The sequence below is a fragment of the Streptococcus sp. 449_SSPC genome, assembly GCF_001073005.1.
Taxonomy (GTDB): domain Bacteria; phylum Bacillota; class Bacilli; order Lactobacillales; family Streptococcaceae; genus Streptococcus; species Streptococcus salivarius_F.
The window spans coordinates 61,996-88,244 of record NZ_JVGR01000029.1 but is presented as its reverse complement, the minus strand read 5'-3'; the positions used below and the strand labels follow the sequence as shown (position 1 = coordinate 88,244).

Sequence of the window (26,249 nt, the reverse complement as noted above, 5' to 3'; positions counted from 1 at the left end):
AAATTTGCAATACTTTTACTATTTTTTTCACAATATAACAGCTTCCGAATAATTAAAAAATTATTATAGAAATATTTGAATATATAAAAATCAAATGTTAAAATTAAGGTGAAAAGTGAGAAACGGAGGATAGAATTATGGAACACAAAACTCATTTCAAGCTTCACAAAGTGAAGAAACATTGGATTACCATTGCTATTTCAAGCTTAACACTTGGAATCATCGCTTCTACCGGAAATATCGCTTATGCTGAGCAACCGGAATTACCTCTTACTAATCAAACAATAGAAAATTCCATAGTTTTTGAAGAATCAGCTATCAACACATCGAATACTTTCATTGATGAAAAGACTACTAGCCAGTCCGAATCGTCTCTTGAAACATCAACAAATCATTCTACGACAACCGATACTTATACAGTCGACAACAACTTGAAAGTATCGCTTCCTGAAGATAGTACCGTACCGTCTTCAAGTGAAGCATCTTTGGAAGGAGCTACTAATGTTTCTGAAGCTTCAAGTATTGAAACACAAGAAGATAACTCAATTACAGGAGGCAACTTCATAACTGATGAATATGGTAATTGGTACTATATTAAAGATAATCAAAAGTTAACTGGCTTTCAAACAGTGGATGGTGTTCCTCTTTACTTTGACCAGGATGGTATCCAAGCAAAGGGTAACTTTGTAACTGTGGATAATGAAACATACTACTTTGACAAAGATTCTGGTAGAAAGTTAACGAACCAATTTGTTACTGATGGTGGCTATGGATGGTACTATCTCGGAGCTGATGGTAAGGCTGTAAAAGGAGCGCAAACTATTGATAACTTTGATCTCTATTTTGATGATAGAGGATATCAAATTAAAGGTTCGCTAGTTAATATCGGAGAACAGACTTACTATTTTGATCCATACAACGGAAGAAAGGTTAAGGACAAAAAGATTTATGTCCATGGAGGTACATTCTATTTTGATGAATCTGGCGCTGCAGTAAAAAATCGTTTTATTTCTGATAATGAAGGTTTTTGGTATTACTTTGATAAAGATGGACATATGGTTACCTTCAGTCAAATCATCGATGGCTACTCTCTTTATTTTCATTCTGATGGAAAACAAGCTAAAGGTCAACTAATATCAATTTGGGGGAACCATACAGGAACACATTATTTCGATAAGGATAATGGTAGAGAGGTTAAGAATGCCATCTTCGAGCTTGATGGTAAGTCTTATGAAGCTGATGAAAACGGTATTGTTAAAGAACTCCCTCCATATCGTAACCAATACATTTCTGAAAATGGAAATGATTGGTCCTATTACGATGGTTTTGGACACAAACTTATTGGACTTCATAATATAGATGGTGTAAATGTTTATTTTGATGATAACGGAATCCAAGCGAAAGGAAAAATAACAACTATAGGTACAGACACTTATTTCTTCGAAAAGGATAATGGAGCAATGCGTACAAATCAGCTTTCTGTCATTCCTACCAGAGTGAAGAAAACCGTAAATGTTTATGGTACTGATATTGACATAGATGAGAACGTCAATATCACTTACTATTTTGGCCCGGATGGAAAGGCTATAAAAGGATTCCACACGATAGATGGACAAACCTACTACTTCAACGAGAAGGGTTGGGCACTCGATGGCATTATCCATGAAAAAGATGGCGACTACTTCCTCCAAAACTATCATTTAATTTACAATCAGTTTGTAAACACATACTCTGATAATCAAGATGATAAAACAATTACTGGTACCTACTATGTAAACGGTGAAGGAAAGGTTCAAGTAGGATGGCTTAACAAAGACAATAATCGTTATTATCTAGATCCTGAAGCAGGTGGAAAAGTCACTTACGGTTGGAAAGAAATTGATAATAAATTCTATCATTTCACTGAGAAAGATAATCAAGATTCTGCTGGTCAACTTATTCGCAATCAAATTTATCAAGATGGCGACATCTTAGTAACTATTGACCAAGAAGGAATCGTAACTCGTAGCACTGAGAAGCGTCAAACATTTGTTAAAGATGCTCTAGGAAATAGTTATTATGTCACTAATGATGGGACATTTTTAACAGGTCCTCAAGTGGTTGATGGTATCTCTCTTTATTTTGATAAAGATGGCAAACAAGTAAAAGGTCAATTACGTAAGATTGATGGACACATCCATTATTACGATAAACTCACAGGAGAAATGATGACAAATCGTTTCGTCACATTATTACTCGGAGAATATGTTCCAGAAGAAGATTATGAAAAAGTTATCCATTTTGGAATGCCCGCAGCTCCTGGAAGCGGTAGTGGCGACGGAGGGGCTTCTAGAGTCGCTAGATACTACTTTGATAAAGATGGCAAAGCAATAACTGGGCGTCAAACTATTAATGGTAAAGATTACAATTTCCAACAAGATGGGCGTGCCATCCTGAATAAAATGGTTGATTTTGGCGGTCAAAGCTACTTCTATGGCGATGATGGAGCTATGGTTAAAAATCAAACTGTTATGTTTAAATTTTTAGCTATAATGAGACAATTTACGGTTAGCTATCACTTTGATGAAAATGGTGTTGGCCACTACGTCCACTAGCATTAGTTGTATTTCTTTACCTCAATAACGTCTAATTTAGGAATACTACATCTAAGAGAGTCAAAACCACCTGTGAGAATGATAGTGTCTGTTTTTTAAAGTCAGTCGTACAAAATAAATGTACGGCTGTTTTTTATGCATACCGCTTAGACTTGTACTTCTCTATTTTCTTCTTAGCGATTGGGTATAACAAAGGATATCTGAAATTAAGGTAGCGTTTCTCACTTCCAAAGCCAGTTTCATGATCAATATTCAACATGGTATAGTGGATAAGGTTCGTCAAGACCAGAGTAACTAGAGAATAGAGAACTGCTACAATTATCAGGGATATGACAATAAATGTTCATATATTATTGATTAAAGTTTTTGAAATATAAGTTTTTTATTAAACATAAATCACTTTTATGAATCCTCTAGAAAATCATAAAAAGCCCTAATTTTTGAATGAAATTTTACATTAACACTCGTAATGTACTATTGTTATCATGTTTTAAATCATTTTAAGTATCAAACAAAATCTTTCAATTTACATATTTTTAATTTTTTGACTTTTACAATAACCTCTGTTATAATCATGATATATCAAGGAGGAATTAATGAACATGAATAAGAAATTACATGCTACTATTGGTCTTAGTGCTGCAATCTTAGCACTTGGTCTATCATCTTCTGCACTTGCAGATGAACAAGAATTGCCAGTAAGTCTTCCCGCTACAGAGGCTCTTGATAACACTTCTTTTGAAAACCTAGTTGTTGAAAACATCCCTGCTTCAGCCGTTGATGTTAATCTAACTAGCGAATCAGTAAGCACAACTACTACTGCTAATCCTGCCACTGAGGTTAACTCAGCGAGCACTGCTATCCTTAGCGAGGAAGTAACTACACCTGCAAGTACTCCTACACCAGCAGTTGAAAATACAACTCCTGTAAGTCTTGAAGAATCAAGTCCAGTTGTAAACACACCAACGGTTGATGAACGTGTGTCAGAAGTTCGTATTCATCACATCCGTCGAACAACCGAAGCAAGTTACTCACAATTCAGTTCTCAAAAAGATGTGCTTTATGCAACGATTAAAGCTCCTGCTTTCACTGAATACGACACTGCTGCTTTTGCGCCAGCAACAGTAACAGATGAAAACGGAAAAACATGGTATTTCGCTAAATACGACGACATAGTGCTTAACAATAAGAGTAATTACGGCGCACCTAAAAAAGGGATTGCTTCAAGTCCTATTATTGATGTCACCTACTTCTATGATGATGTTGATCTTGCGCCAACTGTCGCGCAACAGGCCCGTTTTGTCGATGATAAGGGACAAGAAATTGCTCCAATCAAAGTCAACATGGTTAGACGCGATATTGATTTAGCTTACTATGCCTATTTCCCGACTGCTCCTGAAACGATTCAAGCTAATGGTAAAACATATAAACTACAATCAACTGATGATCAAGAAATTAAGTCACACAAAATTCGTATTTCAAATACTGTGACAATCACTTATATTTACAAGGAAGTTACTGAAGGAACAGCTGAAAAACCTGTAACACCTGTTACACCAACAAGTGCTAAAAAACTTCGTCTTCCTAAAGGCAATAACGGTGTGAAAACGCGTATCCCTGTTAACTACAAACACCAAACAAATTCTTCAAACCAAGGAACTACAAAATTACGTCTCCCTAAAGGGAATAATGGTGTGAAAACACGTGTACCGGCTAAAAAGAACACTCCTATTCTTGCAGTAGACTACTTATAAGCAAAAAAAACAAAGACAAACTAAACTCGTCTTTGTTTTTTTCATTCTTAATTAAAACAGCAGATTTTTTAAATCATATATTCCAAATCATAACTAGCATCAGAAAGAATACGTGCCAAAAATTGTTGTGTACGTTTTTCTTTTGGTCTGTAAAAAATGTCTTTTGGACTCCCCTCTTCGATGACATGACCACCATCCATGAAAACGACATGATTAGCTACATCTCGTGCAAACCCCATTTCATGAGTCACAACTACCATTGTCGTTCCTTCATGAGCAAGTTGTTTCATGACATCCAGAACATCCCCAACTAGTTCTGGATCAAGGGCTGATGTTGGTTCATCTAACAAGATAACTTCTGGTTTAACTGCTATAGCCCTGGCTAAACCAATACGTTGTTGCTGTCCTCCTGAAAGTTGTGATGGGTAGTAATCTTTAAAATCCAGAAGACCAACTTTTTTAAGTGCTTCTTCAGCAATCTCTTGCGCTTCACTTTTAGGAACTTTCCTAGCAATCACTAAACCTTCCAAGATATTCTCAATGGCAGTCTTGTTTGCAAATAAATTGTAATGTTGAAATACAAAAGCTGTCTTCTTTCGGATATCTAAAATATCTTTCTTTGATAACTTATCCAAAGAGTAGTCCTTACCCGAAATTGTTAATTGACCTCCATCAGCTTTCTCCAAATGATTAAGGCAACGTAAGAAAGTTGTTTTTCCTGAACCTGATGGTCCCAAGATGACAACCACATCTCCCTGTTTCACTTGTAGATTGACATCAACAAGAACCTGACGATCTCCAAATGTTTTTGATATATGTTTAGCTTCTAGCATAGTGACTCCCTCTATGTAAATTGCAATTTTCTTTCTCCAAGGTTAAAGAGAACTTGAATGATACCACAAATGATTAAATATAAAATGAAGATGACAAAATAAGATTCAAAATATTGATATCCATATGCTGCTTCGACTCGTGCAATTGCGGTAATATCTTTTATCGTCATAACAAAGACAAGTGACGTTCCTTTTACAATATTGATAACTAAGTTACACAAATTTGGAAGAGCAGCCTTAAGTGCCTGTGGAAAAACGATTCTCAGATAGGCTTGTCTTGTTGTTAAGCCTATAGCTTGTGCAGCTTCTAGTTGACCTTTATCAACAGTTAGTAATGCTGATCGAATGATTTCCGATAAGCTTCCTGTCGTCATCAAGCTATAGATAATAAAGGCATAGTAAAGCGGGTTAACTTTGAAGACATCTATGTGACTCCCAATTCCTTTAAAAAACTGATTTAACAAACTAGGGAACAAACTATAAAAGAATAAAATTAAAAGAATTGGAGGTGTTGCACGAATAAACGCAAGATAAACAATTGAAAAAGTCTTAACACCCCGTACCTTATAAATTTGACCCAAAGCGAGAAATAAAGCAGGTAGAAAACTCAATAGAATAGCCACAATCATGATTCCCAGTGTTACCGGAACACCATAGAAAGCCTTGATAAAGGTATCTATAATAAAAGTAATATTCATTTTTTACCTCTCTTTTACACTCAATTGTTGCTCTGCTATCCTAGAAATCAACGATAGAATTAATGCTATTCCCCAATAAACAAAGGCAACAGCTGTATAAGTCTCCAAAGAATAATTTCCTAAATGGCGACTAATCAAAAGGTTCCCTTTGCCCATAACATCAATAAAACCAATCGTATAAGCCAAAGCTGCATCACGCATAAGGTTAAGTATAGCTGTTGTAATATTTGGTAAAGCAACCTTAAATGCTTGAGGGGCGATAATTCTTACAAAGGTTTGTTCAGAAGTAAGCCCAATACTAAGCCCAGCTTCTAATTGTCCTTTAGGGATTGCTTGATAAGCTGCTTTAAGTACTTCTGATATCATTGCTGAGAATAGGAGAACCATAGTCACAAGAACGAATATCAATTTGGACCAATCATTAATATCTAATCCTAACCACCAATTAAGAAATTCTGGAACTCCGTAAAATACTAAAAATAGCAACACAATCGGTGGGGTACAGCGTAAGATAAAAACATATCCCTTAGCCAAATTCTCTAAAGCTTTATCCTTAGAAAGGCTTGCCCAAGCAACTAATCCTCCTAATAACGACCCAAGTAAAGTCGTTAATAAGATAACCAATAATGTCATCGGTAAGCCCTTTATGATTTCAGGTAATGCTCCAAAAACTTTTGAAATGTCATAATTGACCATAATTTCTCCTAACTAAACTCACTTCAGAAGCTTATCAAAACATCCTACTTTACGACGTTACAATTACTTATTTGTCTACGTATGAGAAGACATCCTCACCAAAGTATTTTTTAGATAACTTTTCAAGTGTACCGTCTTCTTTTAGTTCCTTAATTGCCTTAGTATATTCTTTTGAAAACTCTTCATTCTTACTATCACGATGCAAGAGTGGATAGGTTGGAATTCCTTTATAAGGGAACCAAGTCAATTTATCTGCATATTGATGATACGCTCCATCTTTATCAGTTACAGCCTTTTCAAAAGATAATTTAATATCAAAGTAAGCATCATAACGATTTTCCAGAACCCAAGCATAGGCATCTGAAACTTGGAAAGATTCCGCAGATGTCAACTCGATTGGTTGATCTTTATGTTCATCGTTGTAGTCTTTAATAACATTCCACTGAGCATTTTGTGGTGAGATTGGCACCAAGCGACCATTTTGTTTTGCAAAGTCAGAGATATTTTTATATTTATCTTTATCATCCTTACGAATGGTAAATCCAATAATACTTGCTCCAATTGGATCTTTAGGAATAATAAATTTTTTAGCACGTTCATCTGTATACCACGCGCCCTTAGTACCAATGTCATATTTACCTGACTCTAAACCAATCAAAAGGTCATCATCACTTGTTCCAGTATATTCAAATTTGTACTGTGGAAGCTTTTTATCAATTTCCTTTAATACAGCTACCTCATAGCCATCAGAATTACCATCCTTATCAACAAAATCATAAGGAACATAGTTTTGAGTATGGGCAACTTTTAATGTTGTTACCTTTCCAGAGTCTGATTTTGCTTTTTTATCTCCTGTTAAGCTACGTCCAATAACTGTAGCCCCAATAAGTGCTACAACAACTGCTCCACCAATAATCCATGTCTTTTTACTCATATTAATCTCTCCTTTTTCTTACAAAATTGCTGCTTCACGTACCCATTCAATACGCTCATGGTTAATATCACTTGGAATCGTGCAATCAGCACCAATGATTAACCCATGAGTTCCAGTATCAGCAATAATCTCCCTAACCTTTTCTTGAATAGCTTTTTTAGTTCCAGTATATAGAAGACCATCTTTTCCATTTTCAAACCCACCAAGAACTGTACGACCTCCAAAAATGTTACGGCCTTTTGCCAAACTAATTCCCTCAGGACCAACCGCCCAATTAACTACCTGAGCAGGATAATCTTTAAAGAGTTCGATGTTATTGCGGGCCCCTTCGTAGCCACAAATATGTAGGATATTGTGACCCTTGGCCTCATTGGCTGCATCTAAAACCTTTAATTCACTTGGAGCAATGATTTCCTTATAAATCTCAGCGCTAACACGATTATCTTGAATACTTTGAACACTTAGGTAAATACCATCAGCACCAGCTTCTTTAATCACTCTCTGACTAAGACTTGCAATGTCTTCTCCAATAACATCTAAAACATGCTTTAAAGCTTCACGGTTCTCCTCAATGTAATCTGCGATAGGATCATCTCCACCTGAAACCTTTCCAACTAACCATTTAAAATAAGTAACCGGAGCGAAGATATTGTAAATTGCAACAATATCTTCAGGAAAATCAGCAATCAAACTTTTTACAAGTTCAACTTGAGCAGAAATCCAAGGATGATTTGCACCTAAAGGTTCAATTGTTTGCAAATCACTGATTGACTTAAAGTCTTTAAAAGCAGGCTGTGGGTATGCAAAGAAACCATCACTCATCAATTTAACAAAATCGGGTTTGACTTCTTCAATATATTTTTTATGACCAGCTTTATTCTTATCAATAATTTCTGGATTTTCAAAACCATGTAACCACTCGTCTTCAGTAGTAAAATGATGCCAAAATCCCACCGGGACACGATCAACACTTTCTCCACGAAATGCTTTCAAAACTAACTCTCTTTTTTCTGACATAAGAATCTCCTTTTCTCTTATCCTAATATCAACAGCTAATGAACATACCTAAAATACTTTTAACTCCTATTATCACTAGCTGCTTCAAAACTGAATGACATTATCTTATCAGAGATTATCACATCCGAAAAATAAAGAAATTTTATCCTGGGTTATAAATTTAATTTATGAGTGTAACATTCAAATCCCGTTTAAACCTTGTGTTATATACTCTAGAGCAATATATCTCCATTTAGTATCATCACAATTAGTAATAAGTAAACCTAAATCAAAGATAAAGAATTACTATCACCAACTTAATTTAGTCTCTATTCTTCCCGAATAACCCTTCTCTGACTAACTTTGCTATAATAGTCTCAAATAAACCAAAGGAGGTTTCCCATGACAACCTTATACGATTTTACAGTTTCAGATCAAGCTGACCAGCCTGTATCCCTACATGATTATAAGGGCAAAGTCGTCTTAATCGTCAATACAGCAACAGACTGTGGTTTGACGCCACAGTATCAAGGCTTGCAGGAACTTTATGACAAATACAAAGACCAAGGTTTCGAGATTCTTGATTTTCCTTGTAATCAGTTTATGGGGCAGGCACCTGGTAGTGCTGAGGAAATCAACACCTTCTGTACCCTCAATTACCATACAACCTTCCCTCGCTTTGCCAAAATCAAGGTCAATGGTAAGGAAGCAGAACCACTTTTTGATTGGCTAAAACAAGAAAAATCTGGACCGCTTGGGGCTAGAATTGAATGGAACTTTGCTAAATTTTTGATTAACCGTGAAGGTCAAGTCGTCGAACGCTTTTCTTCCAAAACTGATCCACTAAAAATGGAAGATGCTATCAAGGCTCTTCTTAGTAACTAAAAACAAAAAACGAGAGTGAAACTAGAACGACAATCTTTGACTGTCGCTAGTTCTGCTCTCGTTTTCTGCGTTAAGAAAAATAGTATAGAAAGAAATTTTGCTTTATTTTAGAACAAAGCTGTCAATGCTGTAATTAAACCAAAGATAATACCTGGTGCATTGGCCGCAGCAAGGGGAAGGTCACGTTCTTTTTTAAAGAGACCATAGTAAACCCAAAGGCTACAGTTGACTGCAGCTACCAATGGTTGGATAAAGTTTCCTTTATGACCAGACAAATTGTCCATGATTTGTGGTACGTATGATACATACATCATAACTGACATGAAGGTTGCCACCCAACCAAGGGTTTTCATTTGTTTATCTGACATTCGAGACTCCTCTTTCATAAAATTCTATTTGCCTTGTACACCTAGAAATATTTCAAGACATGTTTTAATGCACAAAATTAAAACAGTGTCTATCTTACGCTTTAACAATAGAGAATGCAAGAATTTCGGGACAATGTTAAGAAGATGTAAACTATCACAAGATTGTGATAGTGCATTTAGTCTCTTATGTAGCGTTTTCATCAGAGAAAAAGACCTCTTTAAGAGGTCTAAAGTCAATGAATCTACTATTTTTTCTCATCAAAAAGCACTGATATTAAGGATTACTGTCATAAATCATTCAGCTAAGAGCACTTCTTTGATGGTTTGTTTTTGGAGTTTTCTGTTGGATAGATAAAAGAGGCTTTCATAAACTACAGCAAAACCGAGCAAGGTCCAGAAGCACACATTCCCATCAAAGTTATGCTCAATCTTTTCAGGAACCGTGTCTTTGATCACACCGATCAAGATTTCCATGATGCCATATTGATAAGCTGTCCCAAGAACAAATCCTAGATAAGCCCAAAAACGATAGGGAGCGAGAATATGACCTTGGCATTCCCGATCAGTGTAGCCAAAAGCCTTCATAAGAGCCAAGGTTTCGCGACTTTCTGAGACGACAATCCCCAATGACAAAAAGAGAATCGAGAAAGAAAGAATTAGGCCAATCATAATCATCATGGTTTGGATGATGTCATCTGTGTAATCTCTTAAGCCAAAGGACAATTGAACCATGGCCGCAAAACACATGGAGCCAAAGACCACAAAGAACAAGATAGATTTTCTCCCCCAAATCAGTGACGAAGACAGCTCTTTTAAGAAGGATTTGTCTTTCTTGAAAGCCCTCTTTCTCCTTTTGACCTTGATCGGACTTGGGGACTTTTTCAATAAGTGAAGAGCCGGCGTTTGTAGTTGTCTTCTAGCATAACCAATCGCGAGAACCATAAAGAAGGTCGTTGGCAGGATCACCAAAGTAAGCAAGAGCTGCCAGTGAAAGTGAATGGTAATTTCTGGCAAAATCCCCTTTTCATTACGGAAGTCGTAAAAATGTCCCATCATGAGAAAAGAAGCAAAATAGCCAAGAAGCGCTCCAGCTCCAAAACTGAGTCCAAAGGCCCAAAATCGTTTAGCCAACTGGCCATTGCTGTAGCCCAAAGCCTTTAAAATCCCTAATTGTTCCTTGTGGTCATCGACAAATTGTTTGATATAAAAACACATGAGAAGGACCGACGTCAAAGACAAGACGACTCCACTGACCATGGCCACCATCCAAGAAAGCGAGACCTGGGCATCATAGTAAGTCTGAATCATCGGATTGGTTTTAGAAATCTCCAACTGCTCGATATCCAGGTAAAAATTCAAGAAGAGATTGGCCACAAAGACCGCACAGGCTCCAATGATACTAACGACAACTAATTTTCGAATATCTTTTACTGAAAACATGACTTACCATCCAATCTCATAAGCAGTCTGAGGCTGATCATTGGTCACAACTTCGATAATCTTGCCACTATTGACACGAATGATGGTTCTGGCCATATCCGCAATATTTTGGTTGTGCGTCACCATGATCAAGGTAAAGCCTAGCTTTTCCTTCAATTTCCAGATATAGTCCAGAATCTTGCGCCCTGTTTCTTCATCGAGGGCTCCCGTTGGCTCATCTAAGAAGAGAATCTCTGGCTTTTTAGCCAAGGCCCGAGCAATGGAGACTCTCTGCTGTTCCCCACCAGACAATTCACTCGGATACTTGTCCAGCTTATCGCCAAGTCCCAAATCCTCGATAATCTGCAAAAAATCATGATTGTTTGCCAGGTCAGCTCCCATCTTTACATTTTGTCTAACCGTTAGATTAGGCAATAGATAATACTGCTGGAAAATGAAGGCAATCTTTTTACGTCTAAAAGCTGTCAATTGAGCATCCGTGAGTTGTGATAAATCTTGTCCTTGAATGAGGATATGCCCCTCGTCAACCTTTTCTAAGCCTGATAACACATTTAAGAGAGTTGACTTTCCTGATCCAGAAGGGCCGAGGATAACCACATCATCCTGGTCTTGAATCTGCAAATCAATCCCCTTTAAAACCTTGGTTTGGCCGTAGCTTTTGTGCACATTTTCTAGTTGAATCATTTCTTTCCTACCATTTCTTTGATGAGAGATTGACAAACCTCTGTCAGTAATCCAATCACTTCTTCCATGCTGAACTGGTAAATACCAGAAGCAACCATAGAGGCTATCCCGTGTGAGTAGATAAATAAATGCTGGTACAAGCGACTAGCCTCCTCTAACGTCAATGGATAGTCTGCGACAATCGATTCCAGAACCAATTGGTAACTATGATCCTTCATGGGAAGAAAATCTTGAAAGCGACGAATCGGATCTTTGCTAGGATTTTGGAAAAGCAACTGAAAGAGTTGGGGATCTTTTGAGGCGAACAGGATATAAGCAACCCCGACAGATCGAAAAGGCTTCTCATCTTCTAAAGCCTTTCGTATATATTCCACCACTACCATTTCCGCAGCAACAATAACCTCTGCTTGTAACTCAGCCATATTTGCAAATTGCCCAAAAATGACCCTTGGCGTGGCTCCCAGTTTCTCCGCTAATGCTCGAGCCGTCAAACTAGCCATGCCCTCTTCTCTCACCAATTGTAAAGCTGTCCCAATCATAGCTTCTTTACTAAATTTAACCTTTGGTGGCATAAGACTCCTTTCGCGCAACAATTGTTGCGCAACAGTTGTTTCCTAAAATAGTACCATAATAAAGAAAGACTTGTCAAGAAAAATCTATAAAGCATAAAACAAAAAAAAAACAGCCCACTAATACAAGTGAGAGCTGGTCTACTAACAACTATTCTAAGGCAAATCATTACCTGCAGCCAAGTAGATTTGGTACCATTCCTTGCGCGTTAGGGTAACGGTTACTGCTTTCCCCGCTTCAAGGACATGCTGGAGTTTGGTCGTTCCGATGACGGCCTGCATCTTACCTGGATAACGGAGGACCCAAGCTAGGGCAATGGCTGTCGGAGTGACTTGGTATTTCTTCGCCAAGTCATTGAGGACCTGATTGAGGGCTACAAACTCTTCCTTGCCGACAAAGTTCCCTTTGAAATAGCCATGCTGAAGGACAGACCAGGCTTGAATCACCGTATCGGTTAAGCGACAATACTCAAAGACACTGCCATCTCGCACGGCTGCTTTTGGCCCTTCCATGTTGACATGAAAACCAGCTTCAAAGCTCGGTGTAAAGGCGGCACTCAACTGCAACTGGTTGACCTTGAGGGGTTGTTTGACAGCTGTTTTGAGCAATTCCATCATCATAGGATTTTGATTGGACACCCCAAAATGACGGACCTTGCCAGCTTGCTCCAAGTAATCAAAAGCTGCTGCCACTTCTTCAGGCTCCATGAGGGCATTCGGTCGGTGAAGGAGGAGACTATCTAAGCGCTCGATCTGGAGGCGCTCGAGGATGCCATCGACAGAGTCCAAAATATAGTCCTTAGAAAAATCAAAATAAGTAAAACCATCTTTGCGAATCCCACACTTGGACTGGATCCACATCTGATTCCGAAGATCCGGACGGCGCTTGAGAACCTTACCCAGCAGGACCTCACACTGGCCATCGCCATAGATATCTGCCAGATCAAAAGTGTTAATGCCAATTGACAAGGCTGCCTCCACCAAGGCCTCCACCTCATCTTCACTCATCTGACTGATCCGCATCATCCCAAGGACAATGGTTGATAAACGCTCATTTTCAGCAAAATCAATATACTTCATCTCTGCCTCCTTTTCTGTATCTCTATTGTAGTGAAAAGGGTTTCAAAAATCAATTGAGAAATAAAAGACCCTCAGCATCAACTGAGGGCTTAGATAATAAACGAAAGCTAAGGGAAAGTTTGATAATCTCCCATAATCCCTAAGATTCAAGACCGATAGTACACCCATTGATGGTAATGGAAGATAAGATATTCAATAAGAAGGGCTCTCTATCACTTCCAAAAGCTTTTACAGATTTCTAACATGGATGATACATTTACTCTTTATAATAACGTTTGGTAATCTTGTATTGTGAAATAAGGATATAAATATAGATGATGGATACAACAATCAAAGCTAAAAGGATATCCGTCTGGAAGGCAATTCCAATAATTAAGAGAACAAGGAGAAGGCTCGGCAAGATATAATTGCTTAACTTGACAACCACTTCGAAATTTTCCTCGTAGCTAATCTGCTTTTCTGCTTCATCCATCATACTCATCATGAATATACGCACTTCCTTGGCATTGGCATTGCGGGGAATTGGTTTTCCATAAAGCTGATGAAAGGTCTTTCGATAGAAGGAATCCACTAGGAAAAATAGGACAATCAAGGCAAGAAAAAGATAGAGCATGGTAAAGTCTCCAAAGATAAAAGCCAAGTTCCCTGTGCCAGGTCTATCCATAGACATCAATTGACAATAAAAGATGATGACTAAAAAATATGACAAGATCATGATGCCTTTAAAAATGGTCGCTAAACCATACAGTTTATTCTTTTGAATGTCATAGTGATAGGCCTCATCTTCGTCATCTATTTGGAGCATTTTTTGATGGACTTTTCTCGCATGAATCAACAAGGCCATCGTGAGTATAAATACGATCAGAAATAAAACTGCTGAGTCCAAAAAGAGTACTTCTTTACTAAAGAAGGTTTGGATTTCAAGTGGCTTTTCTGATCCAAACATGCCTGTCAAAACTCCGATGACTCCTCCAATCAAGCCAGCAGCAGTCATCAAACCTACTTTTCTCCAAAAACGGTAACGTGGGGATCTTTTTTGTGGTTGCTTTTTCATAATCATTCCTCTTCCTCTACAAGACTAAAAACATTTTCCACAGGCTCTTTGAAAACTTGAGCGATGGTAATAGCAATGATAACTGAGGGGGTATATTCCCCTCGCTCCAAGAGACTGATGGACTGGCGTGAGACCCCTGCTAGCTTGGCTAGCTCAGATTGGTTGAGCCCATCACGCGCTCTCAACTCTTTCAGACGATTTTTTAATCTCATGATGACTACCTCAATTGCTGAATTAATTCAACATCTTCAATACGAACTAATTTTGTCACCCTATGTTGTTTAATGCCCTCACGGCTTAATTTAACCCAATCTTCATCACAATCAACAATTTCCCAATTACTTCCAAAACCATTTAGTCTAATACTGACCGTTTGCCCTTTCAATTCTTCTAAAAGTCTAGACATTTCTTGATTTCCTTTCAATTGTTTTTCCAACCCTTTGATACGTTTGTTCAATCTTTTTATCTTCTTCTCTGAGCTCGTATAAATCAGAAACAGAAGTGGAATAAAAGATAGCCAAATAAATTCCATCGTAATTTCTCTCCTTTCTTCGTCTAAAACTATTGTAACGCTTCTTTTTATTTTTGACAAGCATCTTTGTCAAAAATAAAAAGAATATTGTCAAAATTATTGAAAATAAGATATAAGTAGCTCATCTTTTCAAACCTTTTAGACTATCTCTCCTTCGATAAACGACTTGGAGAAATTGATGTGCAAGATACCGTTAAGAAAGCACCCATAACCAAATAATTTCAAATACTCAGAAGTTTGGAGAACTGTCTTAACCTGAGCCTAAAAATTAAAAATCGAGGGCTCAAACTTTACTCATGAAACTTCGGAGAAGATCGCTGACATTTGCTATCACCTAAGGATAGTTTCAAAATTCAAGCTATACATTTTCTTGGGCATTACTAGTTTTGAAATAGAAAAAAAGCAAGATTCTTCAATCCTGCTAGTCATTTGTCTTATCATTATGATTTTGTTCAGTCAGTACATAACCAACTGACTAAGTTAAGGTGATTATTTGTCGCCAAAAACTTTGAAACGGCCTTCTGTTTGGATGTCCTTATCTCCAGCTGGTGCTACGATTTGACCAAATGGTGCTTGGGAACGGAGCTTCCAGTTCGCTGGGATATCATATTTTTCAGCCAATTGGGCATCAACAAGTGGGTTATAGTGTTGCACGTTCATGCCGATATTTTTCTCAGCCAAAGCCAACCATGTCGCATAAAGAGCGATTCCATGACCTTGTTCTGACCAAATTGGGAAGTTCTCTGCATAAAGTGGGAATTGCTCTTGAAGGCCTTTCACCACATCTTGATCTTCATAGAAGAGGATTGTTCCCTTAGCTTGGGCAAAACCTTTCAAACGTTCTTTTGTTCCCTCGAAGGCTTCTGCCGGTGTTACTTTTTCAAGCTCTGAATAAGCAATCTCATTCCAGAAGGCATCTGATTCTTTATCCAACAAAATCACCACACGTGATGTTTGTGAGTTGAAAGCTGTTGGTGTGTTAAGAACAGCTCCTTGGATAGTATCAATCAATTCTTGATTTGAAAGTTCCACATCTTTTCCCAATGCATAGATAGAACGGCGTTTTGTTTGTAAATCTGTAAAGTTTGTCATCGTTATTTCCTCTTTCTTTGTGATAATTGTTAAAATTGCTAAATGTTTTTTTGTAACATCTTTGATTACAAATACTATTATATAGATTTCAAATGTAATGTCAATAGTTACAACTCAAAAAAATCACTAATTATTGATATTTTTTCTTACCCGTGTCAAAATACCATCATTATCCTCGAATGTTAAGGCATTAGAAGATAACCATTTGACCTCGGCTCCACGATTATTAGCACGCTCTGCAATAGCAATCAAATCTCCCTTGTCTTCTACTTCAACGATGTAATAAGCAAGACCAGGCATATCTTCTTCACGTTTGGCTAAGTTTTTTCCACCCCATTCGTTGACCGCCAAGTGATGATGGTAATCACCTGAAGCAATCCAACTAGCACTTGGAATGGTAAACTTATCTGCCAGCCCCAAAACCTCCTGATAGAAAGCTGAAGCTAACTGACTATCCTTGACTGATAAATGAATATGTCCCATTCGGGTTTCCTCAGCAATGACAAAAGGTTCAACCTTGCGTCCCATCTCGTAAATTTCTTGGGCTGAGAGTTCTTCTGTTACCCCAACAATGCGACCGTCCTCACGAATATCCCACTCAGCGACTGGCTTATCTCGATAGAGCTCAATACCATTGCCCTCAAGGTCTTCCAAATAAAGAGCTTCACTATAACCATGGTCAGCTGCACCAACAAAAGGATAGTCCAGCTCAGCAATATGTTTGAAAACATCAGCCAGATCCTCGCGAGACGGCAACAAAATCGCCATATGGTAAAGACCGTAACTGGACTTGACCGCTTCTTCACGATTAGTTTGAATCAAGTGGACCAAAGGCTTGTTTCCAGATCCCAAGATAACCTCTTTTTCCGTTTGGGAGAGGACTTCAAGACCTATAATCTGTGTATAAAAGGCTGTCTGACCAGCCAAATCCTTAACATTTAGCACTGCCTCTGCTAAATAAATCTTACTATTGTAATCGTATGTCATATGATTTTTCTCCTATGTTGTAATCTTTTATATGACAATATTATACTTAGTTCGATTGTAATGTCAATTATTACAACTCAGTAATAAAAAAGAAACCGAATAACTTTCGATTTCCTCTATTTGCTGACTAAAAATCAAGCTCCGGCTTCTTTCCAGTTTGCCTTGGCATCCTTTAAAATACCAGCCAGTGTTTTCTTTTCAAGCTCTTTTTCCATTGCCATTTGAACGTCTTCTAGGCTTTGGTCCAAGATTCCATGAATATTTCGTCCTACTGGACAGGCTGGGTTAGGATTGTCATGGAAACTAAAGAGTTGACCACTTGGGCCGATGCTATCCACAGCACGATAAACCTGAAGAAGGTTGATTTCTTCTGGGTCCTTGAGCAAGCTAGCTCCACCTGTTCCCCTTTGAACTGAAATTAAGTCTGCTTTCCTTAGTTGCGACAAGGTTTTGCGGATAATAACAGGGTTAACTCCCACACTACTAGCCATAAAGTCACTGGTTAACTTAGTTTCATTTCCCTTATTTTGTGCTATAAGAGTCAAAATATGAACGGCAATGGTAAAGCGACTTGGAATTTGCATATTTGGGACCTCTCATTCTTCTTTGCTATTTTACTTGATTATAACAAAAAGAAAGTTGTAAAACAAGGAGTTACAACAACTTGAAGAGTCAATCTTATCACTAAAAAAGATAGAGCCATGACAGACTCTATCTGATTGTGTTTGATGATAAACAACTAGAACTGATAAATGATATTATTCTCAGTTACTGAGGTTCTAGCTTAGTCTTTTGTTTCTTACGGACACCCTGCCCCTCAATATGCTGTTTGACCAGATCCACAACTTCATCATTGGTTGGCAAGTCCGAGTGCTGAGCATCTTCACCTGTAACCGTAATTTCAGTATAGCTCTTTGCTTGGTTCTGATAGATATATTTTCCAGCGGACACACTGGCATCAGGCACCAACTCGTCCGAATCATAAGTGATAGTCCCTGCTACCGAATAGACATGTAGGGTGGACGGAATATTCTTCTTACCAGCTATGAAATCCGCAAGCATGACTGATTTATTTTTGATATTGGTTTCAGTGAAATTATAGGGCGTCCCGATAGTCATGAGTGAGTTAATCCTAACATCATAGTCACTCAGATAATTTTCAATAAAGGCTGTATAAATCAGACCACCATTGGAATGAGCCAGACCTTTAAAATTATTGAAATTGTATTTATTCTGCAAGGCTTCAAAGGCCTGATTCATCATCTTAGCCTGTTTCTTGATATTACTATAACCGTCTTTGTTATTTTCAAAACCGATAACAATGACTGGTTCGTTGTCCTTAGCCTTGATTTTGCCCTCAAATGTGATACGACCATTGTTCCAAACCTTGACTTTGAGAAGGCTATGCTTGACACCACGACGGTCTTGATTGAGTTTACGTACTAGGCCGTCGAATCTATTTTCCGTAGCGGAGCTCCCTGGAATCATGATAATGGGAGACAATTTTGAATTATAGAAAGTCTCTATTTCCTTGACATTTTTCCTGGTCCAACTATAGGATGGGACGGCTAGCCCAATGAGAAAGAAAGCAACAAGGATAAAGACCAACTTAGTTTTTTTATTTAGTTTCAATGCTTTCTCCTTCCTCTTTCAAACCGTGTTGCACCTTATTAGACAGACGCACAAATGGAATAAAGATAACAATGTCGACTGCAAAACAGAGCAGACTGACAGCAAGAGCTCGTAAACTACCCCCAGTTCCGATAAAGGCGAAAAGAAGACTTGGTGTACCATCTGGAACTGGATAAACCGCAGCTGGCATAAGATGAATAGCCAAGGCCACCGCAGCAATGCCCATATTGATTATAGGTGCCAGTAGGAAAGGAACCAAATAAACTAAATTAAGCAAGACTGGTATCCCCACCATAAATGGAGCACCATTGTTAAAGAGACTAGGAAAGACACTTAGAAGACTCACCTTCTTATCCTTATAACTGGTTGATGCTAAAAGCAGAGCCACCAAGAGGGCTAGCCCTGAGCCAATGCCAGCAACCAAGCCATAACTATGATAAAGATTTGTTAGTGTGTAAAGGTGGGGAAGCCCAGTCGTCGTATGATGGGAAACAGCATAGGTCAAATTTTCCAAGGCAAAACTATCCTCGGCAATTGAATTTAGGGCAAAAGCCTGACTATTTCCAATCCAAGCAGAAAAAGTGTTCAAAAGTCCCATCATAAAGGTTGAGAACAGGTGATTATCAGTTACAGTAAAGGTAGAGGTAACCTGCCTAATCGTCAGAAAAACATTATCTTGCTCTCCAATCACAAAGAGAATGTTAAGTCCAATAGCTAAAATGAGTGACAAAAAAATGGGACGGACGGTCTTTGGTTGATAAATATAGTCCTTGTCCACAATCTGATCATCACTAGCTCTTGAAAAGCGAAAAATCTGGCCAACCAGATAGCCCACAAAGATAGCCAACATAATGTTGATTGAAGCCGGTAAATTGATGCGAGTCAAAACACCATCGTTTAGCGGTGACAGCAACAGCTCCTGCGATCCTATAATTAAGCTAACCAAAAGGGATGTCACACCAGCTGTACCAGTACTTCTACCATAGTGACCAGCTGTGTATTTTCCTGCAAAGTAGGTTGATAAGGGCCCAGCTAAGCCACCAAGAAAGTTGGAAAGATTAATGAGCACCTGCCCAGTTATCTTAAAGGCCGGTAACCAGTCAGAAACTGAAAACAATTGATTAATATAACCAAGCTCCGAAAAGACAGATAGTGAAATCACCCGAATAATTCCTGAAAATAGGAAAAAGGGAAAGAGCGAAACCAAAGTTTTCTGCGTAATTTGGACAAAGCCTCGCTCACGAAACCAGAGAAACCTCTGGACCAAATAGTTTGTCATAAAAGACTCCTAGTAAAAGGCAAAATAAACTTTACATTCAACGTTTTTCTTCATTATAACACAAAGGAAAAGGACTTACCTTAATCATGGGTTAAAGCAACTACCTAATCTTACTAAAAACACTTAGCTATCTTTTAATACAAAAAACCGTAAGCCTCCACTTCCGAGACTTACGGTCAATTATTTATTAAGCAAAAGTCGTCACATCAGAAGCATCCAGACGAACAGACTCAAAGCCTTCTTCATTGGCTTTCCCAAGAGCAATGAGCAAAACTGGTACATGACGGTCTTCATCAAGTCCAAAGGCTTTGGCAAGCCCATCTTTTTTATAACCACCGATAGCGTTGGTATCATAACCATAAGAACGAGCGACCAACATCAACTGCATGGCAGCAAGGCTAGCATCGATGTGGACAATTTCATTCATCATTTCGCGAGGAGCATTTTCATACATTGGCACAATGCTTGACAGTTGTTTTTCTTTGACTTCTTCAGGCATTTTTCCTTGAGCAACAGCCTTACCGTAGATATCTTCAGCTCTTTCTTGGCTCTTCAAATCGGCAAAAATAAGGACCATGGCTGATGATGTTTTATTTTGCAAACCATTGTAGCTGACGAAAGGTGTCAATTTTTCCTTGCCCTCTTCGCTATCAACGACGACAAAACGCCAAGGTTGCATGTTAACTGATGATGGTGCTGTGACAGTTTTATCTAGGATTTCCAACAGTTCTTCTCGCGGAATCTTAACAGATGGATCAAAATTACGAATGGAACGACGGTTATAAACGATATCTGAAAAATCATTGCTTACTACAGGCATCTTATGTCTCCTTTTTTTGATTAAATGAAAATAATATAATCAAAATTATAACACAAGACAATTGTTATCAAAAATATTTGCTACAGACGACTAAAGATTAGTTTCCTTGAGCCCTAGCCGTTTCACTTCAGATGAATAGTAAACCATGATGGTAATAAGACTGAGTGTGATTACCCAGATTGACTTAAGGTGTACAAAATGCATCAGAACGGCTGAGACGATAGCGCCAACGACAAAGCTCCCTACGATAAAGCTATAATTGACAGCCTGACGACGATATTCTCTCTGATCACCACTTCCCTGAATGGCATAATAGAGGGCCGTTAACATCCTTCGATAATTTCCTGAGGTCATAAATATCACGAAGGGATGATTCTCAATCTGACTGCCAGTAAAAGTCTTCATCATGATACCTGCAGAAAAAGCGATAATCGGGAGCTCAATCAAGGCATTTGAAGGTAGAAAAGGCAGGATAGCTGTCATCACACAAAGTGGAAGCAGACCATAAACTCGCCAATAGGCATTCTTACGCTGGTCTTTAAACCACATGCCAAAAAGAAAGCCTAAAGAAAAGAATAAGATTGAAAAGCAACGCAACAAGTTATAGTACATACTACTGTTCTGCCAGTCAGCGACCAAGAGAAGGATATTCCCAGTCTGTGTAGCAACCAAACTATGATAGTACATATGACAAAAGACATCCAAAGCCCCTCCCGAGAAACTCAACAAATTAGCCATCAGACGTGTATTTTGAGGAAGAAGGTTCCGCGATTCCATAGCATAACTTCCCTTCTAATAGTAATTGATATGATAGCCTTATTATAGCAAATTCGAGCACACACAGTATAAAAAAGCAACCCTAACGAGTTGCTTCTATCCTATTAAAAATTAACTGTGTCAGGATCATCCTGAGTCTTGATGCTAATAGATATCACGTCTATGACCGACTTCGAGGGCAAGTATGATGAGTTCATTATCCTGAATATTGACAATAACACGATAGGCACCAATACGATAGCGCCATTGTCCAGTTCGATTGGCAACCAAGGCCTTACCCTTAGCTCTTGGATTATCTGTGACACGATTGAGATAAGCCTTAATTTGTTTTCTGCCAAAAGGATCCAACTTTTTAAAACTTTTGGCAAATTTAGGGGTTGGTACCATCTTATAGGTCATCCCAATTTAGCACCTCCCCACCGTTTTCAAGATAGTCTTCATATTCTTCTAATGCCAAATCGGCTACTCTAGCATCGTATTCATCCTCAATGGCGTCTAAAGTCTTGGTACGAATTAATTCTGACAAAGATACGCCTTCAAATTTCGCAATTGCCTGCATGAACTTCTTATCTGCTTCTGAAACCTTCAATGTAATTGTTGTCATATCCTTAACCTCGTTCTCTTTTGTAACACCATTGTATTACCTCTCCTCCTTCTTGTCAATTTTGATAATAGGTTCATACTCTTATTCGTAAAACAATAAAAAAACAACCCTCACGAGTTGCTTCTATTCTATTAAAAATTAACGGTGTCAGGATTATCCTGAGTCTTGATGCCTTGAATCTTATCCAAGACTGCCATATCTTCCTCCGACAAATCAAAGTCAAAGATATCCAAGTTGGCTTCGATATTTTTTGGTGTCACTGACTTAGGTAGTGGCAAGAAACCTTTTTGAAGGCTCCAACGTAGGGCAACTTGAGCAACAGATTTTCCGTTACGTTCAGCCACTACTTCAACCTCTTCATTTCCAAAAATGCTACCAGTACCTAGTGGACTGTAGGCTTCAAGAAGAATGTCACGTTCTTGACAATAGGCAACCAAGTCTTCTTGGGCACAACCTGGAGCCAAGAGAATTTGGTTGACATGTGGCACAATTTCAGCCGTTTCAAGGAGAGCTTCGAGGTGATGTTGCATAAAGTTAGACACCCCAATAGCACGAACCTTACCATCTTTGTAGGCTTCTTCCATTGCCTTCCAAGCGCCTGCGTTGCCAGCCTTCCAAGCATCATTCTCACGAAGAGCTTTAGGATTTGGCCAGTGGATGAGCAAAAGATCCAAATAATCCACACCTAATCTTTCAAGTGACTCGTCGATAGAGGCTTTAGCCAATTCGTAATCGTGCTTGTCATTCCAAAGTTTTGTTGTTAGGAAAATATCCTCACGCGCCACATCGCTATCAGCAATCGCCTTACCTACAGAAACCTCGTTACCGTAGATTTGCGCTGTATCAATATGTGTGTAACCCGCCTTTAGTGCGAAACTAACGCTGTTATAAGCTTCTTCCCCTTCTGGAATCTGCCAAGTCCCAAAACCGATTTTAGGAATCGTAACGCCATTTGAAAGTGTATATGTTTCCATCCTGTTCTCCTTTTCAATTTGTAACAGAATTATCTTAAAAAATATAAGATAAAAATGCAAAGATTTGCTACGATGTGTAGGAAAAAACTCCAAATGGTAGTTTGTGACCAGATGGAGCTTCTATCCCTTATAATTAATCTCTATCATCATAGCCTTTTGGATGGCTTGAATGCCATGCCCAGGCACTTTCGATGATTTTTTCGATGTTGTCAAATTGTGGTTTCCAGCCTAGTACCGTACGGGCCTTTTCAGATGATGCAATCAATGTATCTGGATCACCAGGACGACGATCAGCTTTCTCAGCTGGAATTTCCTTACCTGTTACCTTACGAGCTGCTTCAAGGATTTGGAGGTTTGAAAATCCAGTTGAAGAACCGAGGTTGAAGGCTGTTGACTCATTACCTTTGCGGAGATACTCCACTGCTAAAAGATGGGCATCTGCCAAGTCAAATGGATGCACGTAGTCACGAACATTAGTTCCGTCTGGAGTATTGTAGTCGTCACCAAAAATCATGATTTTCTCACGAACACCTTGAGCCACTTGGAGAATAATTGGCAAGAGGTGGGTTTCAGGACCATGGTCCTCACCGATAGAACCGTCAGGCTTAGCCCCCGCCACATTAAAGTAACGAAGAGGGACATACTTGATGCCGTAGGCTTGGTCTGACCACTTCATGATGGTTTCCATCATGAGCTTGCTTTCACCGTAAGGATTGATTGGCTTTTGTGGTGTGGTTTCAAGGATTGGAATTTCCTCAGGAATACCATAAGTCGCAGCTGTTGATGAGAAGACAATGTATTTGACACCACATTCGTTCATAACCTCAAGCAACTTCACCATACCAGCAGTGTTATTGTCGAAATACTTGAGTGGCTTTTCCATAGACTCAGCCACAAGTGAGTAAGCCGCAAAGTGAATAACCGCATCGACATCAGGATTTTCCTTAAAGACCTTACGCATAAAGTCCTGATCTGCCAAGTCCCCCTCGTAGAATACAGCGTCTGGATGGACTGCCGCACGGTGACCTGTCACCAAGTTATCCACGACAACGACTTTTTCTTGACCCGCTTCAACCAAACGGTCCACCATGTGAGAACCGATGTAACCAGCCCCACCTAAAACTAAGATTGCCATAAAATTTACCTTTTTCTTATTTTTCTATTATTATAACATAATTCTAGTCTATGAGACTAACTTGATTATAGATTAAAAAGAGGTCGTCAACCGTGGGTTGACAACCACTTTTTATCTCACCTTCACACAAAGGGCATCCCAGGCTTGGAGCTTGCTTTGTTCTGCAATTGATTTCAGTTCGGTATTTGCGATGATAACTTCAATACCATCAAAATCATAATAAAAGTCTTGTTCTTGGTCTGATAGATTAACTACAACTAGATAGCTGCTATCTTGAGTCTTACGGATATAGGCAAAGACCTTATCGGCAGTTTCCAAGAGTTCAAAGTCAGCATCAATCAACCAATCCTGTGTTTTGCGAAGCTCAACCAGTTTCTGATAGGTATAAAAAATTGAATCTGGATTTTCTAGAGCTGATTTAACATTTATGTCCTTATAGTTTGGATTAACAGGTAACCAAGTCTTATCCGCTGTGCTAAATCCAGCATTTTTAGACTCATCCCATTGCATTGGTGTTCGAGCATTATCACGACCCACCTGACAGATTTGGTCCATGATAACTTCTAGCGATACTCCTTTTTCGAGAGTTTCTTTGGCATAGTTGAGAGATTCAATGTCATTCAATTCTTCCAAAGTTCTAAAAGGATAATTGGTCATGCCGATTTCTTCACCTTGATAAATGTAAGGTGTGCCCCTCATGAGATGAAGGAGGATAGCTAAGGCCTTGGCTGACTTCTCACGATAGACACCAGTATCTCCCCACATTGAAAGAATACGAGGCAGATCATGATTATTCCAGAAAAGTGAGTTCCACCCTTGTCCCAACTCTAACTCGGTTTGCCACTTATTAAAAATAGTCTTAAGTGCTGAAACATCCAACTCTTTCTCATACTCCCATTTAGGACTATCTGGCTTATGCTGAAGTCCAATATGTTCAAACTGGAAAACCATGGAAAGTTCTTGATTATCTGGATTTGAATACTGTTTAGCAATTTCAGGGGTTGCTCCCCAGGTTTCTCCAACGGTTAAAAGATCATGCTTTCCAAAGCTCGCCTGGTTCATCTCCTTAATATAATCGTGAAGTTTTGGACCGTTTGTATCAATCAGTTGATCTGGAATCTTACCAATCATATCAATCACATCCATGCGAAAACCGCCGATTCCCTTATCAATCCAGAAATTCATCATATCATGAATTTTCTGCCGCAACAGTGGATTTTCCCAGTTGAGATCTGGCTGTTTCTTACTAAAGAAATGCAGATAATATTGACCTGAGGTCTCATCATATTCCCAAGCTGATCCACTAAAAATAGATACCAACTCATTAGGCTCATCTCGCCAGATATAGAAATCTCGTTCAGGACTTTCTGGATTGTCACTCGCTTCGATAAACCAAGCATGCTCATCAGACGTATGGTTGACCACCAAGTCCATGATAATTTGGATATCACGCTTCTTAGCCTCCACCAAAAGCTCATCCATATCGTTCATATCCCCAAAAATGTCCGCAATAGCCTCATAGTTAGCAATGTCATAACCATTGTCATCCATAGGACTATCATAAACAGGAGAAAGCCAAAGAGCTGTAATCCCGAGTTTTTGAAGATAATCTAGTTTACTGGTAATCCCCTTGAGGTCACCGATTCCATCACCGTTGGAATCCATAAACGACTTGGGGTAAATTTGATAAATTGTAGCCTTGTGCCACCAATATTTTTGCATGATTCTACTCCTCGTATTTATTATCATCGTGAGTCTGATAGTTCTATTTTACATTTTTATCAGAGTTATGCAAACGTTTTCTTTTTGTTAAAAACATTTCAATGACCTAT

At 38.6% G+C, this 26,249-nt stretch carries 28 protein-coding genes; 3 read left to right on the top strand and 25 right to left on the bottom strand.

The annotated features are described in order from the left end of the window. The first annotated feature begins 137 nt into the window (after positions 1-137). Together ADH51_RS06520 and ADH51_RS10065 are read left to right on the top strand one after the other, a co-directional pair. Positions 138-2,594, top strand: a complete 2,457-nt coding sequence (locus ADH51_RS06520) for a KxYKxGKxW signal peptide domain-containing protein (protein ID WP_045768572.1) — start codon at positions 138-140, stop codon at positions 2,592-2,594. Positions 2,595-3,190: 596 nt separating this feature from the next. Next, positions 3,191-4,348: a hypothetical protein gene (locus tag ADH51_RS10065; protein WP_048675349.1), complete on the top strand. Its 1,158-nt coding sequence runs from the start codon at positions 3,191-3,193 to the stop codon at positions 4,346-4,348. Positions 4,349-4,416: 68 nt separating this feature from the next. On the opposite strand, the gene ADH51_RS06510 is transcribed toward ADH51_RS10065, so the two are convergent. The 5 genes from ADH51_RS06510 to ADH51_RS06490 all read right to left on the bottom strand — a co-directional run bounded on the left by ADH51_RS06510 (position 4,417) and on the right by ADH51_RS06490 (position 8,526). After that, the gene (locus tag ADH51_RS06510) at positions 4,417-5,181 is read right to left on the bottom strand and encodes an amino acid ABC transporter ATP-binding protein (RefSeq protein WP_021143941.1); all 765 of its coding nucleotides are present in this window, start codon (positions 5,179-5,181) and stop codon (positions 4,417-4,419) included. An 11-nt stretch (positions 5,182-5,192) separates the two neighbouring features. Next, positions 5,193-5,879, bottom strand: coding sequence for an amino acid ABC transporter permease (locus ADH51_RS06505; RefSeq protein ID WP_048675345.1), 687 nt, complete (start codon positions 5,877-5,879; stop codon positions 5,193-5,195). A gap of 3 nt (positions 5,880-5,882) precedes the next feature. Then, on the bottom strand, positions 5,883-6,575 hold the full coding sequence (locus ADH51_RS06500) for an amino acid ABC transporter permease (RefSeq protein WP_045768571.1): 693 nt from the start codon (positions 6,573-6,575) through the stop codon (positions 5,883-5,885). A gap of 67 nt (positions 6,576-6,642) precedes the next feature. Continuing rightward, a complete protein-coding gene (locus tag ADH51_RS06495; protein ID WP_004182285.1) occupies positions 6,643-7,509 on the bottom strand; it encodes a transporter substrate-binding domain-containing protein in 867 nt (288 codons plus the stop codon). An 18-nt stretch (positions 7,510-7,527) separates the two neighbouring features. Continuing rightward, the gene (locus tag ADH51_RS06490) at positions 7,528-8,526 is read right to left on the bottom strand and encodes a uroporphyrinogen decarboxylase family protein (protein ID WP_048675342.1); all 999 of its coding nucleotides are present in this window, start codon (positions 8,524-8,526) and stop codon (positions 7,528-7,530) included. A 381-nt stretch (positions 8,527-8,907) separates the two neighbouring features. Between ADH51_RS06490 and ADH51_RS06485 the strand changes: the two genes are divergently transcribed. Next, entirely contained in the window at positions 8,908-9,390 is a 483-nt protein-coding gene (locus tag ADH51_RS06485; protein WP_048675340.1) for a glutathione peroxidase, read from the top strand. Positions 9,391-9,497: 107 nt separating this feature from the next. Here the strand turns inward: ADH51_RS06485 and ADH51_RS06480 are convergent, their stop codons facing one another. The 20 genes from ADH51_RS06480 to dexB all read right to left on the bottom strand — a co-directional run bounded on the left by ADH51_RS06480 (position 9,498) and on the right by dexB (position 26,139). Beyond that, on the bottom strand, positions 9,498-9,758 hold the full coding sequence (locus ADH51_RS06480) for a SemiSWEET family transporter (RefSeq protein WP_002885327.1): 261 nt from the start codon (positions 9,756-9,758) through the stop codon (positions 9,498-9,500). 294 nt (positions 9,759-10,052) lie between these two features. Further along, positions 10,053-11,198, bottom strand: coding sequence for an FtsX-like permease family protein (locus tag ADH51_RS06475; RefSeq protein WP_048675337.1), 1,146 nt, complete (start codon positions 11,196-11,198; stop codon positions 10,053-10,055). A 3-nt stretch (positions 11,199-11,201) separates the two neighbouring features. Then, complete coding sequence (locus ADH51_RS06470) at positions 11,202-11,882, bottom strand: ABC transporter ATP-binding protein (protein ID WP_048675335.1); 681 nt, start codon at positions 11,880-11,882, stop codon at positions 11,202-11,204. Next, the gene (locus ADH51_RS06465; RefSeq protein ID WP_048675332.1) at positions 11,879-12,454 is read right to left on the bottom strand and encodes a TetR/AcrR family transcriptional regulator; all 576 of its coding nucleotides are present in this window, start codon (positions 12,452-12,454) and stop codon (positions 11,879-11,881) included. The genes ADH51_RS06470 and ADH51_RS06465 overlap by 4 nt, the downstream gene beginning before the upstream one ends. A gap of 153 nt (positions 12,455-12,607) precedes the next feature. Further along, on the bottom strand, positions 12,608-13,531 hold the full coding sequence (locus ADH51_RS06460) for an aldo/keto reductase (RefSeq protein WP_048675330.1): 924 nt from the start codon (positions 13,529-13,531) through the stop codon (positions 12,608-12,610). 256 nt (positions 13,532-13,787) lie between these two features. Further along, positions 13,788-14,591, bottom strand: coding sequence for a DUF3169 family protein (locus ADH51_RS06455; RefSeq protein ID WP_193389900.1), 804 nt, complete (start codon positions 14,589-14,591; stop codon positions 13,788-13,790). Further along, positions 14,588-14,797, bottom strand: a complete 210-nt coding sequence (locus ADH51_RS06450) for a helix-turn-helix transcriptional regulator (protein WP_002885361.1) — start codon at positions 14,795-14,797, stop codon at positions 14,588-14,590. Before ADH51_RS06450 ends, ADH51_RS06455 begins: the two co-directional genes overlap by 4 nt. A 5-nt stretch (positions 14,798-14,802) precedes the next feature. Beyond that, positions 14,803-15,117, bottom strand: coding sequence for a hypothetical protein (locus tag ADH51_RS06445; RefSeq protein WP_002885280.1), 315 nt, complete (start codon positions 15,115-15,117; stop codon positions 14,803-14,805). Positions 15,118-15,606: 489 nt separating this feature from the next. Further along, positions 15,607-16,209, bottom strand: coding sequence for a nitroreductase family protein (locus ADH51_RS06440; protein WP_048675328.1), 603 nt, complete (start codon positions 16,207-16,209; stop codon positions 15,607-15,609). A 126-nt stretch (positions 16,210-16,335) separates the two neighbouring features. Continuing rightward, on the bottom strand, positions 16,336-17,196 hold the full coding sequence (locus ADH51_RS06435; RefSeq protein WP_048675325.1) for a VOC family protein: 861 nt from the start codon (positions 17,194-17,196) through the stop codon (positions 16,336-16,338). Between the two features lie 134 nt (positions 17,197-17,330). Continuing rightward, positions 17,331-17,780, bottom strand: coding sequence for an Rrf2 family transcriptional regulator (locus ADH51_RS06430; protein ID WP_048675322.1), 450 nt, complete (start codon positions 17,778-17,780; stop codon positions 17,331-17,333). A 184-nt stretch (positions 17,781-17,964) separates the two neighbouring features. Continuing rightward, on the bottom strand, positions 17,965-18,828 hold the full coding sequence (locus ADH51_RS06425; protein ID WP_048675319.1) for an alpha/beta hydrolase: 864 nt from the start codon (positions 18,826-18,828) through the stop codon (positions 17,965-17,967). Further along, positions 18,815-20,107, bottom strand: a complete 1,293-nt coding sequence (locus tag ADH51_RS06420) for a PTS sugar transporter subunit IIC (RefSeq protein ID WP_048675316.1) — start codon at positions 20,105-20,107, stop codon at positions 18,815-18,817. Before ADH51_RS06420 ends, ADH51_RS06425 begins: the two co-directional genes overlap by 14 nt. Positions 20,108-20,294: 187 nt before the next feature. Further along, positions 20,295-20,927, bottom strand: coding sequence for a nitroreductase family protein (locus tag ADH51_RS06415; RefSeq protein ID WP_048675313.1), 633 nt, complete (start codon positions 20,925-20,927; stop codon positions 20,295-20,297). A 90-nt stretch (positions 20,928-21,017) separates the two neighbouring features. Beyond that, positions 21,018-21,704 carry a YoaK family protein gene (locus ADH51_RS06410; RefSeq protein ID WP_004182263.1) on the bottom strand — a complete coding sequence of 229 codons (687 nt, stop codon included), beginning with the start codon at positions 21,702-21,704 and terminating at the stop codon, positions 21,018-21,020. A gap of 144 nt (positions 21,705-21,848) precedes the next feature. Beyond that, positions 21,849-22,103, bottom strand: coding sequence for a type II toxin-antitoxin system RelE family toxin (locus tag ADH51_RS06405; RefSeq protein WP_048675310.1), 255 nt, complete (start codon positions 22,101-22,103; stop codon positions 21,849-21,851). After that, entirely contained in the window at positions 22,093-22,308 is a 216-nt protein-coding gene (gene relB, locus ADH51_RS06400; protein WP_048675307.1) for a type II toxin-antitoxin system RelB family antitoxin, read from the bottom strand. Before relB ends, ADH51_RS06405 begins: the two co-directional genes overlap by 11 nt. A gap of 131 nt (positions 22,309-22,439) precedes the next feature. Next, positions 22,440-23,282 carry an aldo/keto reductase gene (locus ADH51_RS06395; RefSeq protein WP_048675304.1) on the bottom strand — a complete coding sequence of 281 codons (843 nt, stop codon included), beginning with the start codon at positions 23,280-23,282 and terminating at the stop codon, positions 22,440-22,442. A gap of 133 nt (positions 23,283-23,415) precedes the next feature. Beyond that, positions 23,416-24,417 (bottom strand): UDP-glucose 4-epimerase GalE, encoded by a 1,002-nt coding sequence (gene galE / locus ADH51_RS06390; RefSeq protein ID WP_048675301.1) that lies wholly within the window; start codon positions 24,415-24,417, stop codon positions 23,416-23,418. A gap of 111 nt (positions 24,418-24,528) precedes the next feature. Next, entirely contained in the window at positions 24,529-26,139 is a 1,611-nt protein-coding gene (dexB, locus tag ADH51_RS06385; RefSeq protein WP_048675299.1) for a glucan 1,6-alpha-glucosidase DexB, read from the bottom strand. Positions 26,140-26,249 lie beyond the last annotated feature (110 nt).

Coding starts and splice junctions, on each gene's coding strand:
- ADH51_RS06505 (WP_048675345.1), bottom strand. CDS start 5,879: ATGAATATTACTTTTATTATAGATACCTTTATCAAGGCTTTCTATGGT.
- ADH51_RS06410 (WP_004182263.1), bottom strand. CDS start 21,704: ATGGAATCGCGGAACCTTCTTCCTCAAAATACACGTCTGATGGCTAAT.
- dexB (WP_048675299.1), bottom strand. CDS start 26,139: ATGCAAAAATATTGGTGGCACAAGGCTACAATTTATCAAATTTACCCC.
- relB (WP_048675307.1), bottom strand. CDS start 22,308: ATGACAACAATTACATTGAAGGTTTCAGAAGCAGATAAGAAGTTCATG.
- ADH51_RS06510 (WP_021143941.1), bottom strand. CDS start 5,181: ATGCTAGAAGCTAAACATATATCAAAAACATTTGGAGATCGTCAGGTT.
- ADH51_RS10065 (WP_048675349.1), top strand. CDS start 3,191: ATGAACATGAATAAGAAATTACATGCTACTATTGGTCTTAGTGCTGCA.
- ADH51_RS06475 (WP_048675337.1), bottom strand. CDS start 11,198: ATGTTTTCAGTAAAAGATATTCGAAAATTAGTTGTCGTTAGTATCATT.
- ADH51_RS06395 (WP_048675304.1), bottom strand. CDS start 23,282: ATGGAAACATATACACTTTCAAATGGCGTTACGATTCCTAAAATCGGT.
- ADH51_RS06450 (WP_002885361.1), bottom strand. CDS start 14,797: ATGAGATTAAAAAATCGTCTGAAAGAGTTGAGAGCGCGTGATGGGCTC.
- ADH51_RS06490 (WP_048675342.1), bottom strand. CDS start 8,526: ATGTCAGAAAAAAGAGAGTTAGTTTTGAAAGCATTTCGTGGAGAAAGT.
- ADH51_RS06495 (WP_004182285.1), bottom strand. CDS start 7,509: ATGAGTAAAAAGACATGGATTATTGGTGGAGCAGTTGTTGTAGCACTT.
- ADH51_RS06520 (WP_045768572.1), top strand. CDS start 138: ATGGAACACAAAACTCATTTCAAGCTTCACAAAGTGAAGAAACATTGG.
- ADH51_RS06420 (WP_048675316.1), bottom strand. CDS start 20,107: ATGACAAACTATTTGGTCCAGAGGTTTCTCTGGTTTCGTGAGCGAGGC.
- ADH51_RS06430 (WP_048675322.1), bottom strand. CDS start 17,780: ATGCAAATTCCAAGTCGCTTTACCATTGCCGTTCATATTTTGACTCTT.
- ADH51_RS06470 (WP_048675335.1), bottom strand. CDS start 11,882: ATGATTCAACTAGAAAATGTGCACAAAAGCTACGGCCAAACCAAGGTT.
- ADH51_RS06435 (WP_048675325.1), bottom strand. CDS start 17,196: ATGACATACGATTACAATAGTAAGATTTATTTAGCAGAGGCAGTGCTA.
- ADH51_RS06405 (WP_048675310.1), bottom strand. CDS start 22,103: ATGACCTATAAGATGGTACCAACCCCTAAATTTGCCAAAAGTTTTAAA.
- galE (WP_048675301.1), bottom strand. CDS start 24,417: ATGGCAATCTTAGTTTTAGGTGGGGCTGGTTACATCGGTTCTCACATG.
- ADH51_RS06480 (WP_002885327.1), bottom strand. CDS start 9,758: ATGTCAGATAAACAAATGAAAACCCTTGGTTGGGTGGCAACCTTCATG.
- ADH51_RS06415 (WP_048675313.1), bottom strand. CDS start 20,927: ATGCCTGTAGTAAGCAATGATTTTTCAGATATCGTTTATAACCGTCGT.
- ADH51_RS06440 (WP_048675328.1), bottom strand. CDS start 16,209: ATGACAAACTTTACAGATTTACAAACAAAACGCCGTTCTATCTATGCA.
- ADH51_RS06455 (WP_193389900.1), bottom strand. CDS start 14,591: ATGATTATGAAAAAGCAACCACAAAAAAGATCCCCACGTTACCGTTTT.
- ADH51_RS06460 (WP_048675330.1), bottom strand. CDS start 13,531: ATGAAGTATATTGATTTTGCTGAAAATGAGCGTTTATCAACCATTGTC.
- ADH51_RS06500 (WP_045768571.1), bottom strand. CDS start 6,575: ATGGTCAATTATGACATTTCAAAAGTTTTTGGAGCATTACCTGAAATC.
- ADH51_RS06465 (WP_048675332.1), bottom strand. CDS start 12,454: ATGCCACCAAAGGTTAAATTTAGTAAAGAAGCTATGATTGGGACAGCT.
- ADH51_RS06485 (WP_048675340.1), top strand. CDS start 8,908: ATGACAACCTTATACGATTTTACAGTTTCAGATCAAGCTGACCAGCCT.
- ADH51_RS06445 (WP_002885280.1), bottom strand. CDS start 15,117: ATGGAATTTATTTGGCTATCTTTTATTCCACTTCTGTTTCTGATTTAT.